The sequence below is a fragment of the Paradesertivirga mongoliensis genome, from assembly GCF_024436395.1.
Taxonomy (GTDB): domain Bacteria; phylum Bacteroidota; class Bacteroidia; order Sphingobacteriales; family Sphingobacteriaceae; genus Paradesertivirga; species Paradesertivirga mongoliensis.
This window is the reverse complement of sequence record NZ_JAFMZO010000004.1, coordinates 543,193-559,753: the sequence shown is the minus strand read 5'-3', so window position 1 is coordinate 559,753 and position 16,561 is coordinate 543,193. Positions and strand designations below refer to the sequence as shown.

Sequence of the window (16,561 nt, the reverse complement as noted above, 5' to 3'; positions counted from 1 at the left end):
GCTAAAGAGTAAGGGAGAGGTGCGACTAAAAACAAGCCGGCGGGTGAGGTCAAAAAGCCCAACAAAGTTCGAAAACAGATTTAAAAAATATATTAACCGTCAGGCTTATCCATAAAAACTCTCTCCTTAAGGAGGGGGTTTGGCAAAGAGCACAGGCGGATGACGTTTAAACTATGCTAACACAATTAAACTCCTCTCCTTCAGGAGAGGGCGGGCCAGCCAAGAGCGTAAAGGCGGGTGAGGTTCTAAAATTAGGAATATTAGGCCTTGGAGAAGGCCGCAGCACAATATCTGCTGCTCTTACGAGCGAAAAGTGGGAATTAAAAACCATTTGCGATGCAAACGAGGAAATGTGTAAACAACGGGCGAAGGAATTCGACTTTCAACATTACACTACCAGCTATCAGGATATGCTTGATGACAAAGAAATTGATGTTATCGCGATCTATACTCCGGATCACCTTCATGCTGAACATGTGAAGCAAGCTTTGCTGCACAATAAGCACGTGGTGTGTACAAAGCCATTCATAGACGATTTATCGGATGCCAACGATCTGCTCAAAGTTGCAGAGAAATCAGGAAAGAGAGTTTTCGTAGGCCAAAGTTCACGCTTCTTCGAGCCGGCAAAACGTCAGCGAAAAGACTTTGAAGCCGGATTGTTAGGCGATTTAATTACCATTGAAAGTCATTACCATGCAGATCATCGTTGGTTCTTAAAAAAAGGCTGGGCATTAAAGCAATCGTTTAAATGGTTATATGGTGGATTAAGTCATCCTGCCGATTTTATAAGATGGTATCTGCCCAATATCGAAGAAGTGATGGGATACGGAATGTTAAGTGCGAACGGCGCTAAAGAGGGCTTGAAGAATCACGATACCATGCATTTTATTTTCAAAGCTAGTGATGGTCGCATCGCCCGGGTTAGCGGCGCATATACCGGGCCCACCCAACCGGCAAGCCGAGATAGTGGCATGAGTGTGATATTGAGATGTACTGAAGGCGCTTCGCAGGCAGATTACCATGAATTGAGATATTCAGTTACCGATAAGACGGGCGAAGAAAGAGTAGTTCGTTGGGGAGATGACGTGATGAAACATTATTTCCGTTTCGAGGGACAAAGTCATCATGCGGGCGAATACCAAAATTACCTGGATTACTTTGCCGATAGCATTAATGAAAATTTTACGGCCTATCCCGATCTGAAAGAGGGAATTGGAACCATTGCTTTACTACAGGCCATGGATAAATCACTGGAAACAGGTTTGCCCGTTAAAATTGCGGACATATTATCGAGTTTCAATATATCTAAAGAACTTCTTAAATAGGAGCAAATAAAAACCTAACCAATAAATGAAAGACCTGAATAACTTATTACAGCCACTCGATTACACTATCATTGTCGGGTATCTTTTGATTTTACTGGCTATCGGCTACTGGGTGAGCTTTGTCAAAGATAAAAAGCAAAACGAAAACCTTTTCCTTGCCGGTAACTCGCTGGGATGGGCGAGTATTGGTTTAAATATGTGGGGAACCAATGTAGGGCCTTCGATGTTGATTGCATCGGCAAGTATTGGCTATACAACGGGTATCGTAGCTGGGAATTTTGCATGGTATGCCTTCGTATTCATCTTTCTGCTGGCTGTAGTTTTCGCGCCGAGATATTTACATGCCCGGGTTCAGACTTTGCCCGAATTTATGGGTAAACGCTTTGGCGACTCCACAAGGAATATCCTTGCCTGGTACACGTTAATCACCATATTAATATCCTGGTTAGCCCTTACTTTGTTTGCAGGAGGAATATTGATCCAGCAGCTTCTCGGCTTTCCAATGTGGCTGTCAGTGATCAGCATGGTACTTTTGGCTGCTTGTTTTTCTATTGCGGGAGGATTAAAGGCTATCGCTTACACCAACGTCTTTCAGATGCTGCTGCTCATTGCCGTTTCGCTGTTGCTTACGGTTTTCGGTTTTATGAAAGCGGGCGGGGTGATGGAAGTGTACAATAATACGCCCGGGGAATTCTGGAACCTCTTACTGCCTGCCGACGATAAAAATTATCCATGGCTTGCGATCGTTTTAGGTTATCCGGTAATGGGCGTCTGGTTCTGGTGTACCGACCAGTCAATGGTTCAGTCGGTACTTGGCGCAAAAACCTTAAAGCAAGGTCAACTTGGTGTGAACTTTATAGGCTGGTTAAAAATCTTGGATGTTCCTTTGTTTATCCTTCCGGGGATAATATGTGCTGTGCTTTATCCCAATTTAAAAAGTCCGGATGAAGCTTATATAACTATGGTTACAGGGCTTTTCCCTACCGGGATGATCGGCTTAATCGTAGTAGTTTTGATCGCCGCACTGATCAGCACCATCGGCTCTGCCTTGAATTCTTTAAGTACCGTTTTTACGATGGATATTTATGTAAAGAATCATAAGCCCGATGCTAGTCCTGCCGAAATTGTAAGGATTGGCCGGTTCGTAAACATAGCTGGGGCATTAATCGCGATTTTTATCACCCTCGCCATCGACAGCATCAAGGGCCTTAACTTATTCGACGTTTTTCAGTCGGTACTGGGCTTTATAGCTCCTCCAATGTCTGTAGTATTCCTTTTCGGAGTGCTTTGGAAGCGGACGACCACCAGAGCCGCCAATTTCACATTGACAGCCGGAACAGTAATCAGCCTGGGAATTGGAGTGTTATACCTATGGGTTTTTCCGTCTGCAGAATACCCGGCATGGCCGCATTTCCTCCAGCTTTCATTCTACATTTTTGTATTGCTGGCGACGTTGGCTTTCCTGATTACAATATTCGATAAAAATGCTGCCAGCAATGAACGCAATATCCTGGATTATACCAATCTGGCAAAGCCATCGAAAGATGTCTGGATTCTTTGGATATTACTCATAGTGGTGATGGTTGGATTGTATGTGTTCTTTAACGGGCACTAGAAATTCAAATTTAAAAGTCAAAAGCTCTGACGTTTACAGCAACGAGAAAAAAGTATTAAATACAGTTTATGATGAACTTAAAATCTATATTATCCAAACTACTTTTAGTCCTGTCAATCGGAGTCTTACTTCCTGATATGGCTTCAGCTCAATCAAAAGCCACATGGATCTGGTATCCCGGTGATTTCGAAGTTTGGTTAAGCAATAAAATGCAGGTAAGGCGTACAGAACGCGAAGCGGTATTTCCACCGCTTTGGCAATATTACAGTCCTTATGCCTTGGTAACCTTTCAAACAGAAGTAGATATTCCAAAACCAGATCAGGTGAAAATCTACTCAGAAGGACCTTTTCAATTACTTTTGGATGGGGTCCAGATTTATGGACAGCCAAAATCAATAACAGTTCCTGCCGGGAAACACAAAATTTCCTTTAAAGTTTATAATCAGGAAGTGCTGCCGGCGATTTATATTGCTGGTAACTATGTCAAATCTGATGCCTCCTGGAAGGTGACCAATGAAGATAAACTTTGGATTGATGAAAATGGGAAAGCACAACAATCCGGTACACCGTGGGTGCCTGTTGGTTCCTGGAATTTTGATACGCCAGTAAATAAACCTTCAGAATTTAAACTAACAACTACACCCTGGAATGCCAAAAAAACAGAAAAAACAGCAGCTGGTCAGTTGGTGGATTTTGGCAAAGAAACTTTTGGCTACATTAAAATTCACGGTTTAAAAGGAAAAGGTAGAGTAGCACTTTACTATGGTGAATCCCGTGAGGAAGCCATGGATACGGCCAGATGTGAAACACTAGACCATTTATCTTTTGATGGAAACCAGCCTGAAACTTACACACATGATGGATCGAAAGCCTTCCGCTATGTTCAGGTAGTAGCAGATGCATCGGTGAAGTATGATTCTATTTCGATGCTTTATGAATATTTGCCATTAGAGTATCGTGGGGCATTCAAATCTTCAGACCAGGAATTGAATAAAATTTGGGATGTGTCGGCTTACACGATGCATTTAACGTCCCGCGAATTTTTTATAGACGGAATCAAACGCGACCGTTGGGTTTGGTCTGGCGATGCTTATCAAAGTTATTTAATGAATTATTATTTATTCTTTGATTCGCCTTCTGTAGAACGGACAATGGCAGCTCTTCGCGGAAAAGATCCTGTAACGGCCCATGTAAATATCATAATGGATTATTCGCTGTATTGGTTTGTAGGCGTTTACGATTACTATTTACACACGGGCGATACTAAATTTATCAAAACTTTTTATCCGCGAATGAAATCATTGATGGATTTCTGCTTAGGAAGAAGAAACAAAAACGGATTCCTGGAACCATTAGAAGGTGATTGGGTTTTTATTGACTGGGCGAATGGATTACCAAAAACCGGAGAGGTTAGTTTTGAGCAAATGCTTTTAGCGAGAAGTTTAGAAGCTATGGCAGTTAGTGCTGAAATTGCAGGTGAAAAGGATGACCAGAAAGAATATCAAAAATTAGCTTCTGATTTAAAAACAAAATTATTCGATGTTTTTTGGGATAAGAAAGAAAACGTGATGAAGCACCAACGTATCGACGGTAAAATGCAGGATATTGTAACCAGATACGCTAATATGTTCGGTATTTTTTTCAATTATTTTACTGAAGAGCAAAAACAAAGTGTAAAAAATAAGGTGTTGCTGAATAAAGATGTTCTTCAAATCACAACGCCCTATATGCGTTTTTACGAGTTGGAAGCCTTGTGTGCTATGGGCGAACAGGATTATGTTCTAAAAGAAATGAAAGATTATTGGGGCGGAATGCTCAATGAGGGCGCAACATCTTTCTGGGAAGAATACAATCCGAATAAAAAAGGGACAGAGCATTTAACGATGTATGGTCGTCCTTATGGAAAAAGCCTTTGCCACGCTTGGGGAGCAAGTCCGATCTACTTATTAGGAAAGTATTATTTAGGAGTTAAACCATTGTCTCCAGGTTATGAAACATGGGCGATTGAACCAAATTTAGGCGGTTTAAAATGGATGGAAGGAAAAGTTCCAACTCCAAACGGTGAGATTTCTGTTTACGCCAGCACGTCGGAAGTGAAAGTAAAATCGCCGATAGGAACAGGCACACTGCGTTTAAAAAGCAAATCGAAACCCAGTGTGAAAGGTGCAAAAGTTCAGGCTTTGGGTAATGGTGTTTATGAAATTCAAATCCTGAAAGGGAAAGAATATACGGTAAAGTACAGCTTGTAATGAGTATAATAAAGAACTACTCCATTTTTTCAGCTAAATCAAAGTTAGACAAGCCTATTTCGGATGCTACCCATACCTTAACCGAAATTTCGTTTATGGTTTTGCGTATTCGTCTGGATAATGGAGTTGTTGGCGAATCTTATCTGCTTAGCTTTCAATACAGTCCCCAGGCAATTGCCGGGGCTTTGAAAGATGTTGGTAAAATGGTTCTGGGTGAACAAGTATATGATACCGTTAAAGTTTTTGAAAAGATTAATCATGCAAACGAATACTTCGGATTAGAAGGAATAAACCGCTGGGCGCAAGCGGCCTACAATATCGCCATGTGGGATGCCTGGTGCAAAACATTACAGCAACCAATCTGGAAAGTGCTTGGCTCATCACGTACCGAAATTCCTATCTATGGAAGTGGAGGCTGGATCTCCTATACCGTTGAAGAGCTGATTGATGAAGTAAGTAATTACAAATCGCGTGGGTTTAAAGCGGTGAAGATCAAGGTCGGCAAACCGGATTGGAAAGAAGATCTGGAACGACTTAAGCTGGTTCGCGAAGCGGTTGGGAATGACATCAATATTATGATGGATGCCAACCAGGGAATGCAGGTACCGGCAGCTTTACAACTGGCGCGGGCAGCCCGCGATCTGAACATAAACTGGTTTGAAGAACCTATTGATCATACCGATTTCGCAGGATATCAATTGTTAAGAACGCAGGCGGGAATTTCTCTGGCCATGGGCGAAAGAGAATATTCAACGCTTCCTTTGCGGGAATTACTTGTTCGTAATGCTATAGATATCTGGCAACCCGATATTTTACGATTGGGGGGCGTAGAGGCTTGGCGCAATAGTGCGGCGCTGGCAGGAAGCTTTAACATTCCCGTTTTACCGCATTATTATAAAGATTACGACATTCCTTTACTCTGCACCATTCCTAACGGAGCCGGTGCAGAGTCTTTCGATTGGATAGACCCCTTAATCAATTATCCTATCGAGATAAGAAATGGTATGGCGAGCCCCCACAACCGGCCTGGTTGGGGATTTGGTTTTAAGGATGAATTTTTGGTGGAGGTATAAGCGATCTTGCTATCTCTCGAAGCTCAAAACCAGATTCTTCGGAGTATTTTCTATTTGCAACTTGTTCACTGTTTAGGTAACTTTGTTCGTGGTCGAAAAAGTTATTCGCAACATTTTCTATTATAAACATTATTATCTCGACTTCTTTGAAGGCCTAAAACCCGATGTCAGAAAGAAGTTCAATTGGACTTTGAAATTGATAGCAACGCTGGAGCGGGTGCCCGTTAAATATTTCAAGCACCTGGAAGGTTCTTCGGGACTTTTTGAGATCAGAGTTGAAGTAGGATCAGATATCTACCGGGTTTTCTGCTTCTTTGATAAAGGACAATTGATAGTGTTGGTTAATGGGTTTCAGAAGAAATCGCAGAAGACCCCAAAAAACGAATTGGAATTGGCAGAAAAACTTAAAAAGGAGTACTTCGATGAAAAAGACAAGTAAAAATTTGACCTCTTTTGCTGATCATTTGGATGAGCAGTACGGAAAACCGGGTACAACTAAGAGAGAACAGTTTGAACAAGAATTTGAAGCGTTTAAACTGGGTGTAATGATTCAAGAACTTCGCAAGGAGCAAGGGCTTACTCAAGAGCAGTTGGCAGAGAAATGTGGTACAACTAAGACCTATATTTCACGGATTGAAAATAATGCAAGCGATATCAGACTTTCTACTTTAATGAGAATCATTCGCGAGGGGTTTGGGAAACACTTAAGATTAAGTGTTGAGGTTTAAAAAAGCCTGGCCCGGTACTTTCGCGTAACGATTTACTATCTGTGGAGCGACCCGCGCGGCCCGAGTTCTATAATATTTCTAATAGCCAAGTTCATGGCAATCATCAAGCAATCGCACTGTTCTGATAATATTTAAACATCATGTCCGGCTTTTTTAGGCTGTGGAGGGCAATATTCTATAATACAATGAGAACATGATATAAAGATAGAGTTTCGTCATCATATATATTTGTGTACAAGCCTGAGCTCAAAGTCAATAAATCAACTAACACATGTAGGTTATTGATTTATTGAGCGTTTCATATACACAAACCTCATTAGATGAAAGTATTTATATCCATTGCGATATTTTTTCTTTTTAGCATTCACGCGAGTGCGCAACTCGTAGATAAAACTCCCGCTGCTGTTCCCGTGGTTCCTACAATATACAACCGCGAGCCCTGGGAAGATCCTCTTGTTAGCGGCATCAATCGCGAACCATCGCGTGCTACGGCTTACTCATTTTCCTCCGTTACGGAAGCCTTGAAAGGCGATCGTACCAAGTCTGCGAGAATGATTTCCTTAAATGGCGAATGGGATTTTTCTTTTGCAATAAAGCCGTCAGATGCTCCTAAAGACTTTTATAAAAGTCGCGTTAGCGGATGGAAAAAAATAGAAGTCCCAAGTAATTGGGAGATGAAAGGATACGACAAGCCAATCTATAAAAGCGCTGTTTATCCGTTCCGCCCCGTAAATCCGCCTTATGTTCCTCAGGATTATAACGGCGTCGGATCTTATCAAAGAACATTCACCATTCCCGATAACTGGAAAAACATGAACGTAACTCTCCATTTTGGCGGAGTGAGCTCTGCTTACAAAGTGTGGGTCAACGGAAAATTTCTGGGCTATGCGGAAGATAGTTTTCTTGCATCCGAGTTTAACGTAACGCCTTATCTGCAGGCTGGTGAAAATATTGTTTCTGTACAGGTTATCCGCTGGAGCGATGGCAGTTTCCTCGAAGATCAGGATCACTGGCGCTTAAGCGGAATTCAAAGAGAAGTTCTCTTGCTGGCAGAACCAAAGCTTAGGATAGCAGATTTTCATTGGCAGGCAAAGTTGGATAAAGAATATAAAGATGCTGTTTTCAGCATTCGTCCTAGAATTGAAAATTTAACCGGCAAAGAGGTGAAGGGTTATAATGTTCGGGCTCAGTTATTTGATAAAAATGGGAAGCCTGTTTTTCAGAAGCCTTTGGAACGAACTGCAGAAAGCATCATTAATGAAATTTATCCAAGATTGGATAACGTGAAGTTTGGCTTGCTTGAAACGACGGTGAAAAATCCTGCTAAGTGGAGTGATGAGGAGCCAAACTTATACACACTCGTTCTTTCTTTACAGGATAGTACCGGAAATGTGCTCGAAGCAAAAAGTTGTAAGGTTGGGTTTAGAAGCATTGAATTTTCCAAGACCGATAGTAAACTACTCATTAACGGAAAAGTAACTTACCTGTACGGAGTTAATCGCCCAGATCATCATCCCATTAAAGGAAAAGCACTGAGCCGCGAGGATATTCTGGAAGATGTACGCACCATAAAACGTTTCAACTTCAACAGCATCCGCACCAGCCACTATCCAATGGATCCGTATTTATACGATCTGTGCGATGAATACGGAATCCTGGTTATTGACGAAGCGAACCTCGAAACCCACGGTCTGGGTGGCAAATTGAGCAACGATCCGCAATGGACGGCCGCTTATCTTGAGCGCAGCAATCGCATGGTAATGCGTGATAAGAACCATCCAAGCATCATTATCTGGAGCTTAGGGAATGAGGCAGGTCGCGGCCCAAATCACGCGGCTATGGCCGAATGGATTCATGATTTTGATATCACCCGTCCGGTTCAATACGAACCAGCAATGGGTAACCCGCGACTTGAGGGGTATATTGACCCTTCAGACCCGCGTTATCTTAAATCAAACGATCACTCACATCGTATTCAAAACCCTCAGGATTCTTATTATGTAGATATCGTGAGCCGGATGTACCCAAGCACGTACACGCCCAAGTTGATGGTAGAACAGAATAATAACGATAAGCGCCCAATCTTTTTTCTTGAGTACGCTCATGCGATGGGAAATTCTGTAGGAAATATGAAAGATTTCTGGGATATTTTCCGCAGTACGCCCAGGATTATTGGCGGTGCCATCTGGGAATTTAAAGATCAGGGCTTATTGAAAAAAGACAGTGCAGGAGTTGAATTTTACGCCTACGGTGGTGATTTTGGCGAAAAATATTTCGACAACTTTACGATAAAAGGCGTTGTAGCATCCGATGGACGACCAAAAGCACCGATGTTTGAATCGAAGCGCGTTTACCAGGGCGCACAATCCGAGTTAGTTGATGCAGCAAAAGGCCTGATCAAAATAACTAATCGCCATTCCGTTAAGTCTTTGGCTAATTATAATGTAAACCTGATCGTGCGCGAAGACGGTAGAATCGTTGTTAACAAGAATCTTCCAAAAATCGACCTCTCGGCAGGAAAAGAAACAACTCTAAGTATTGCCAAATATCTTCCCAAAATAAAGCCAGGCTCAGAGTACCTCGCCGATATACACTTTACTTTATCAGCGGATGAAGCCTGGGCGCCTAAAGGGTTTGAAGTGGCTTCCAACCAGTTTGCTTTAACCGGCCTGGTCGAGCCGAGGATGATTAAACGTGCTCCTTATCCTTCAATCGTGTTGAATGAAACTGCATCTGCTTATCAGCTAAACGGCAAGAACTTTAGCGTATCCATCGACAAGACAAAGGGAGCTTTAACCTCCTTCAAATTAAACGGAAAGGAACAAATTTTCGCTCCACTGCTTCCCGATTTTACCCGTCCGCAAACTGATAATGATAAGCGCGGCTGGAAAACGCATCGTAAATTGAAACAGTGGTTTTCTACAGACCTGAAACTTAAAAATATCTCTGCCGCTCAAACCACGCCGGGGACAATTAAGATAAAAAGTCTGTATTCGCTGATTAACGACAGTGCTTCTGTAGCTGTAACCTACACTGTAAATGGTGATGGAGTTATTAAAGTTGATTACTCACTGGATGTTAAGCCTGGTTTGCCTAATATCCCCAAAGTTGGGATGCAGGGAGGAATAGCACGGGGATACGATAATATCAGCTGGTATGGCAAAGGTCCTCTTGAGAATTATATCGACCGTAATTATGGTTTTGATGCGGCCATTTATTCCCAAAATATTTATGATTTCATGGAGCCTTACGCCGTTCCTCAGGAAAACGGAAATCGTACAGATGTGCGCTGGATGTATCTCTCTGATAAGAATAGAACCGAAGGTTTACTCGTAGTAGCCGATAGTTTGTTAAGCATGAGCGCATGGCCATACACCGAAGAAAATATCAGTACCGCCAAACATACTAACAAATTAAAAGATGCGGGTTTCATCACCCTGAATATCGATTTAATACAGATGGGAGTAGGAGGAAACGATAGCTGGAGTGACGTTGCAGCGCCTTTAGAACATTATCAGATTCCGGCTAAAGCATATAATTACAGCTTTTATTTATATCCCGTAAAAGGAAAAAAAGAGGTTAGCGAATTGGTTAAGAACATCAAGTTTTAGGCAGACTGAGCGAAAAGAAGAAGAATATTTAAAATGGCTGAGAAAATAATATTAAAAGGAATAACCTGGAACCACAGTCGTGGATTTGTGCCCATGGTAGCCACCGCACAACGGTTCTCCGAGTTAAATCCGAACGTTGAAATTACATGGGAGAAAAGAAGTTTGCAGCAATTTGCCGACTTTTCTATCCAGGAACTAGCCCAGCGTTTTGATCTGTTAGTAATCGATCATCCATGGGCTGGTTTTGCGGCAAAAACAAGGTCAATTGTGCCTTTGGATAAATATCTCAGCAAAGGCTATATCCAGGATCAGCGGCAAAGCACCGTCGGACGGTCGTTCGAAAGTTACTCGTACGATGGCCATCAATGGGCATTAGCTATTGATGCTGCTACTCCGGTGGCTTCGAGCAGGCCCGACTTATTGGATGAACATGGGTTTCAACTTCCCGCATCGTTTGAAGATCTGCTTGCGCTTGCACGTAAAGGATTGGTGGCTTTTGCCGGAATTCCTATCGATGTGCTGATGAGTTTTTACATGTTTTGCTGTTCATTGGGTGAAGATCCTTGTCAGAATGAAGATGCGGTAATATCTGATGAAACGGGTATAAAGGCCTTGCAACTCTTCAGAGAGCTGGCTTCTCATATTGATCCTGAGAATTTTCACCGGAATCCTATCCAGGTTTATGAAGCCATGACCCGGACAGATGATATTGCGTACTGCCCCTTTGCTTACGGGTATTCAAACTACTCGAGAAGAGGTTATGCCAGAAAGCTGCTTCATTTTCATGATATGGTTTCGCTCGACGGAAAGACAAATTTGAAGAGCACTTTGGGAGGAACTGGTCTGGCTGTTTCATCAAATTCCAGTAATATCGATATTGCAGTTCAGTATGTGAATTATGTTGCATCTGCGGCCTGCCAGCAAACCGTATTTTTCGAGAATGGCGGTCAGCCTGGCCATATCAGCGCCTGGACGGATGCTGAGGTAAATCGCCAAACTCATAATTATTTTTCGAATACTCTGCCCGCTTTGCAGCGCGCCTTTCTTCGCCCGAGGTATCATGGACATATGTTTTTCCAGGATCATGCAGGCGATATCGTTCGCGATTACCTGATGAAGGGTGGCAATGAAAAAGAAGTGCTTAATAAAATGAACGAGTTGTATCTTAAATCGAGGAACCTGCAAGTGGCATGAAACGACCGTTAGAAGGACTTATAGTTTTAGAGTTTTGCCAGTTTCTGGCCGGTCCTTTGGCGGGTTTAAAACTTGCTGATCTGGGTGCACGCGTTATCAAAATCGAGCGGCCGGTAAAAGGAGAGGCCTGTCGCCAGTTAGCAATTAAGAACCTTTTTGTTGAAAATGATAGCCTTTTATTTCACACCATAAACCGCGATAAGGAATCATATGCTGCCGATTTAAAAAACCCGGAGGATCTGGAAAGAGTAAAAAAATTGATCGCTAAAGCGGATATCATGACTCATAATTTCCGTCCGGGAGTGATGGAGAAAATAGGTCTTGACTTCGAATCCGCGAAAGCGATTAACCCTAAAATCATATACGGTGTTGTTACTGGTTATGGGGATAAAGGTCCCTGGGCAAACAAACCCGGCCAGGATTTATTGGTACAATCTCTTTCGGGTTTAACCCAATTAACAGGAACAAAAAATGACGGTCCGGTTCCCTTCGGGCTATCGGTTGCCGATACCATGTGTGGCAATCACCTGGCTCAGGGATTACTGGCAGCCTTATTAAAAAGAGCAAAGACAGGAAAGGGAGTGTTAGTTGAGGTGAGCCTTTTGGAATCTACGCTCGACCTGCAATTCGAAGTGTTAACTACTTACCTGAATGATGGTGCCAGGCTTCCGCAACGCAGTGCAGTAAGAGGAAGCGGGCATGCCTACTTAAGCGCTCCTTACGGGATTTATCACACCGCCGACGGCTACCTTGCTTTAGCAATGGGCAATCTTCATAACATTGCTGCTGCAATTGGCTGTGATATTTCAGAACATTTTGCCGAGTCATCTTCATGGTTCGACAAAAGGGATGAAATTGGAGTTCTGTTTTCAGGGATCATTGTACAAAAAAACACAGAAGAGTGGATTTATATACTGGAGCATGCCGGAGTGTGGTGCGCCCGGGTGCTTAATTATCAGGAAGTGTTTCATCAAGACGCAGTTAAACAGGCTGAAGCGATTCAATCGGTCAAAACCTCGCAAAACACCGAGATTAAAACCACCCGAAGCCCAATAAAGATAAATGAGTCCAGGCTTTACTCTGCGAAATCAGCACCGAAAGTTGGAGCTGGAAACACGTTAATAAATCAAGAATTTAACCTGGAAAATATTTAAATGAAGCCCTTAGAAGATTACCTGGTTGTAGATTTTAGTCAGTTCCTTTCGGGACCGTCGGCAAGTTTACGCATGGCGGATTTGGGTGCCAGGGTGATAAAAATAGAGCGTCCGGAAACGGGCGATATTTGCAGAACCTTATATACATCCAATGTGGTGATGAATGGCGAGTCCTCCGTTTTTCATGCCATCAACAGAAATAAGGAAAGCTTTGCCGCCGATTTGAAGAATACCGACGATGCAAACAGCGTATGGACTTTGCTTCGGAAGGCCGATGTGGTACTTCACAACTACCGCCCTGGAGTAATGGAAAGGCTGGGTTTTGATTATAAAAGTGTTAGTGCTGTAAATCCAGGAGTGATTTACGGAGAAATATCTGGTTATGGCACAGAAGGCGAGTGGAAAGATAAGCCCGGCCAGGACTTATTACTTCAATCTCTTACAGGTCTGACCTGGTTAAGTGGAAACGCTGATAATGGCCCTGTACCAATGGGTTTGTCTATCGTCGACATGCTTGCCGGGGCACATTTACTTCAAGGAGTATTAGCTTGTCTGGTGCAAAAAGGAATCAGCGGCGAGGGTGCCTTAGTGCAGATAAGCATGCTTGATTCGTCGCTAGACTTTCAGTTCGAAACGATCACAACCTTCTTGAACGATGGCGGCGCACTTCCTGAAAGAACCAAAAGCAATAATGCTAACGCTTATTTAGGCGCACCTTACGGGATATATCAAACAGCCGACGGTCATTTGGCGCTGGCTATGGGTTCTATTCCGGTGTTGGGTAATCTATTGCAATGCGACGGACTTAAAGCTTTTACCGAGTTATCAGAAGCCTTCACCAAACGGGATGAGATTAAACAAATCCTCGCCAGCCATCTTAAAACCGGAACCACAGAGAAATGGCTTTCTGTTTTAGAGCCCGCAGATATCTGGTGTGCCGATGTTCTTAACTGGGAACAATTAATGAACCATGAGGGATTTAAGGTATTGAATATGATTCAGGAGGTAGAGATGAGTGATGGTTATACATACAAAACTACTCGTTGTCCGATCCGCATTGATGGAGAGATCTTTAGTTCAGCTAAAGCATCGCCGAAGCTGGGAGAAGATAATGAACGGATCATTCAACAATTTCGGCTGGTGAAAACACCAGCCGAGGCGTCCGCCCCAGGGTTGGTGTCTTCACAAACGATTAAACAAGGTTTGAAATAATATGAGCTCAGCAGATAATCTTTTCAGAATAGCAGTCCGTAAGTTCGGCCCTTTCGAGTCGGCAATGGAAAAGCTGTGGAAGAAATATTGCGCTCATACGGGCTGTAAATTGCAGGCAGAATTTGTGCCAATGGATCTGCATCCTCTGCACGAGGCTACTCTGGTGAATAAAGGTCTGGCCAATGGCAGCTGGGATGTTGCTCATATCAATACAGATTGGATTTACGAAGCTTACACTTCCGGCTCGGTAGAAAAGCTGAACCAGTATATAGAGGCTAACCCTCCTGCCAATTATCCGGTAGGATGGAGTAACTCACTTTTACGGATGCAGCAATTTGGAGAAGATATTGTTGGTCTGCCTTTTCATGATGGCCCGGAATGCTTTATCTACCGCAAGGACTTATTCAACGACCTAAAAGAACAGGAAGCGTATTTAAGCCAATTTGGCAAACCACTTCAAGTACCTGCTACCTGGGATGAGTTCCAGCAGGTAGCACGATTTTTCCACCGTCCGGAGCGGAATTTGTACGGGAGTGTTTTCGCTTGCCTGGCCGACGGACACAACACCGTTTTTGATTTTTGTCTGCAACTTTGGACCCGAGGTGGCTCATTGGTAGACGATGATGGTAAGGTAAACGTTCTCACGCGGGAAGCGATTGAGGGCCTGAACTTTTATAGACAGCTAGTGAATGATAAGTCAGCAGTTCACCCAAAGTCAGATGAATATGAATCAGTTCAGGCTGGCTTAGCCTTCGCCAGAGGCGAGGTGGCGATGATGATCAACTGGTTTGGCTTCGCATCGATGTGCGAGGTTTACGAAGAATCGAAGGTAAAAGGAAAAGTAGATATTACTACGCTGCCTCACTCAGAAGGGAAAGATTCGGCCTCCTTAAATGTTTACTGGCTTTATACGATAGGCTCTGGGAGCAAGTACAAAAAAACCGCATACGATTTCGTCCGCTTTGCGGTAAACCAGGAAAATGATAAACTCCTAACCATGGAAGGGGGAATCGGTTGTCGTATTTCAACATGGAAAGATGCTGAAGTAAACGAAGTGATTCCTTATTACCACAAGCTGGAAATGCTGCATAAAACAGCCAGATCCCTTCCGCAAAAAAGTAACTGGGCCCAGATTGCAAGCCTAATTGACGAGGCAGTTTTAACTGCAATGCGATCTGATATGCCTGCCGAAGAGATTCTAAGCAGGGCGCAGAACAAAATTCAAACACTCAACACGTAAACGATAATGCAAATACCATATAAACCTCAGTTACCAGAAACACGACAACCTATCATCATTATAGGAGCAGGAGGGATTGTAAAAGATGCGCACCTTCCGGCCTATAAGCAAGCTGGTTTTTATGTGTATGGAATAACTAATCGCACTCGCTCTCGGGCAGAGAAGTTGGCCCAGGAGTTCGATATCCCTAACGTTTATGATAGCGTTTCGGAAGCTGTTGCGAAGGCTCCCGAAAATGCGGTTTATGATATTACCATCATGCCCGAAAAGTATGTGGAAACTTTAGAACAATTGCCCGATGGAAGTGCGGTGCTGATTCAAAAACCCATGGGCGACTATTACTGGCAGGCAAAAGAGATTCTTGAAGTGTGCAGAAGAAAGAATCTGGTCGCAGCAATTAATTTTCAGCTTCGTTTTGCACCTTTTGTTAGTGCTGCCAGATATATGGTAGAAAATGGAATGATTGGCGAGTTATACGATTTAGAAGTGCGCGTTACCCTAAAAACTCCGTGGGAGCTCTTCCCGCATGTAATGGTACACCCACGATTAGAAATTCAATATCACAGTATCCATTATGTAGACATGATCCGGTCTTTTCTCGGTGATCCCAGCAGTGTGTATGCTAAAACATTAAAGCATCCCGCTAAAGAGTTATCCTCATCACGCTCAACTATTTTAATGGATTACGGCGATACGATGCATGCAGTAATCAATACCAACCATGATCATGATTTCGGTCCGCATAACCAGGAGAGTTTTATTAAATGGGAGGGAACTAAAGGAGTGATTAAAGCCAAGATGGGTTTGCTGATGGATTATCCGCACGGGGTGCCGGACCTGTTTGAATATTGCATCGTCGAAGAAGGCAAACAGCCCGAATGGAAAACTTTAGAACTAGAAGGTTCGTGGTTTCCTGAAGCATTTATAGGTACAATGTCTAACTTGATGCGATATAAAGAATGCACCGACACTGTACTGCCTACAAGCGTAGAAGACGTGATTCATACGATGGCCGTTGTTGAGAGCGCCTATATTTCGAGCGATAAAGGCGGAGTAAAAGTTTCGGAGCAATTGCAGGAAGAGGGTAGTCATCGGATGACTTAACAGTTCATCGTAGTTTAACAATAATTGTGTTAGTCATCCGATGACTAACGCGACCT

General features: G+C 43.1%; 12 protein-coding genes. All 12 read left to right on the top strand.

Annotation, left to right across the window (positions count from 1 at the left end):
* Positions 1-173 precede the first annotated feature (173 nt).
* The 12 genes from J3P43_RS17960 (at position 174) to J3P43_RS17905 (ending at position 16,505) form a co-directional block, all read left to right on the top strand.
* Positions 174-1,325 (top strand): Gfo/Idh/MocA family protein, encoded by a 1,152-nt coding sequence (locus J3P43_RS17960; protein ID WP_255905026.1) that lies wholly within the window; start codon positions 174-176, stop codon positions 1,323-1,325.
* Between the two features lie 25 nt (positions 1,326-1,350).
* Positions 1,351-2,940 carry a sodium:solute symporter gene (locus J3P43_RS17955; RefSeq protein WP_255905024.1) on the top strand — a complete coding sequence of 530 codons (1,590 nt, stop codon included), beginning with the start codon at positions 1,351-1,353 and terminating at the stop codon, positions 2,938-2,940.
* 68 nt (positions 2,941-3,008) lie between these two features.
* Complete coding sequence (locus J3P43_RS17950) at positions 3,009-5,189, top strand: alpha-L-rhamnosidase-related protein (RefSeq protein WP_255905022.1); 2,181 nt, start codon at positions 3,009-3,011, stop codon at positions 5,187-5,189.
* Entirely contained in the window at positions 5,189-6,262 is a 1,074-nt protein-coding gene (locus J3P43_RS17945; RefSeq protein WP_255905020.1) for a mandelate racemase/muconate lactonizing enzyme family protein, read from the top strand. Before J3P43_RS17950 ends, J3P43_RS17945 begins: the two co-directional genes overlap by 1 nt.
* A gap of 88 nt (positions 6,263-6,350) precedes the next feature.
* Entirely contained in the window at positions 6,351-6,701 is a 351-nt protein-coding gene (locus J3P43_RS17940) for a type II toxin-antitoxin system RelE/ParE family toxin (RefSeq protein WP_255905116.1), read from the top strand.
* Positions 6,685-6,990, top strand: coding sequence for a helix-turn-helix domain-containing protein (locus J3P43_RS17935; RefSeq protein WP_255905018.1), 306 nt, complete (start codon positions 6,685-6,687; stop codon positions 6,988-6,990). Before J3P43_RS17940 ends, J3P43_RS17935 begins: the two co-directional genes overlap by 17 nt.
* A 320-nt stretch (positions 6,991-7,310) precedes the next feature.
* Positions 7,311-10,601 (top strand): glycoside hydrolase family 2 TIM barrel-domain containing protein, encoded by a 3,291-nt coding sequence (locus J3P43_RS17930; protein WP_255905016.1) that lies wholly within the window; start codon positions 7,311-7,313, stop codon positions 10,599-10,601.
* 33 nt (positions 10,602-10,634) lie between these two features.
* The gene (locus J3P43_RS17925) at positions 10,635-11,795 is read left to right on the top strand and encodes an ABC transporter substrate-binding protein (protein WP_255905014.1); all 1,161 of its coding nucleotides are present in this window, start codon (positions 10,635-10,637) and stop codon (positions 11,793-11,795) included.
* Positions 11,792-12,949 carry a CaiB/BaiF CoA transferase family protein gene (locus tag J3P43_RS17920; RefSeq protein ID WP_255905012.1) on the top strand — a complete coding sequence of 386 codons (1,158 nt, stop codon included), beginning with the start codon at positions 11,792-11,794 and terminating at the stop codon, positions 12,947-12,949. The genes J3P43_RS17925 and J3P43_RS17920 overlap by 4 nt, the downstream gene beginning before the upstream one ends.
* Positions 12,950-14,161, top strand: a complete 1,212-nt coding sequence (locus tag J3P43_RS17915) for a CaiB/BaiF CoA transferase family protein (protein ID WP_255905010.1) — start codon at positions 12,950-12,952, stop codon at positions 14,159-14,161.
* A gap of 1 nt (position 14,162) precedes the next feature.
* Complete coding sequence (locus J3P43_RS17910; RefSeq protein WP_255905008.1) at positions 14,163-15,401, top strand: extracellular solute-binding protein; 1,239 nt, start codon at positions 14,163-14,165, stop codon at positions 15,399-15,401.
* Between the two features lie 6 nt (positions 15,402-15,407).
* Positions 15,408-16,505 carry a Gfo/Idh/MocA family protein gene (locus J3P43_RS17905; RefSeq protein ID WP_255905006.1) on the top strand — a complete coding sequence of 366 codons (1,098 nt, stop codon included), beginning with the start codon at positions 15,408-15,410 and terminating at the stop codon, positions 16,503-16,505.
* Positions 16,506-16,561 lie beyond the last annotated feature (56 nt).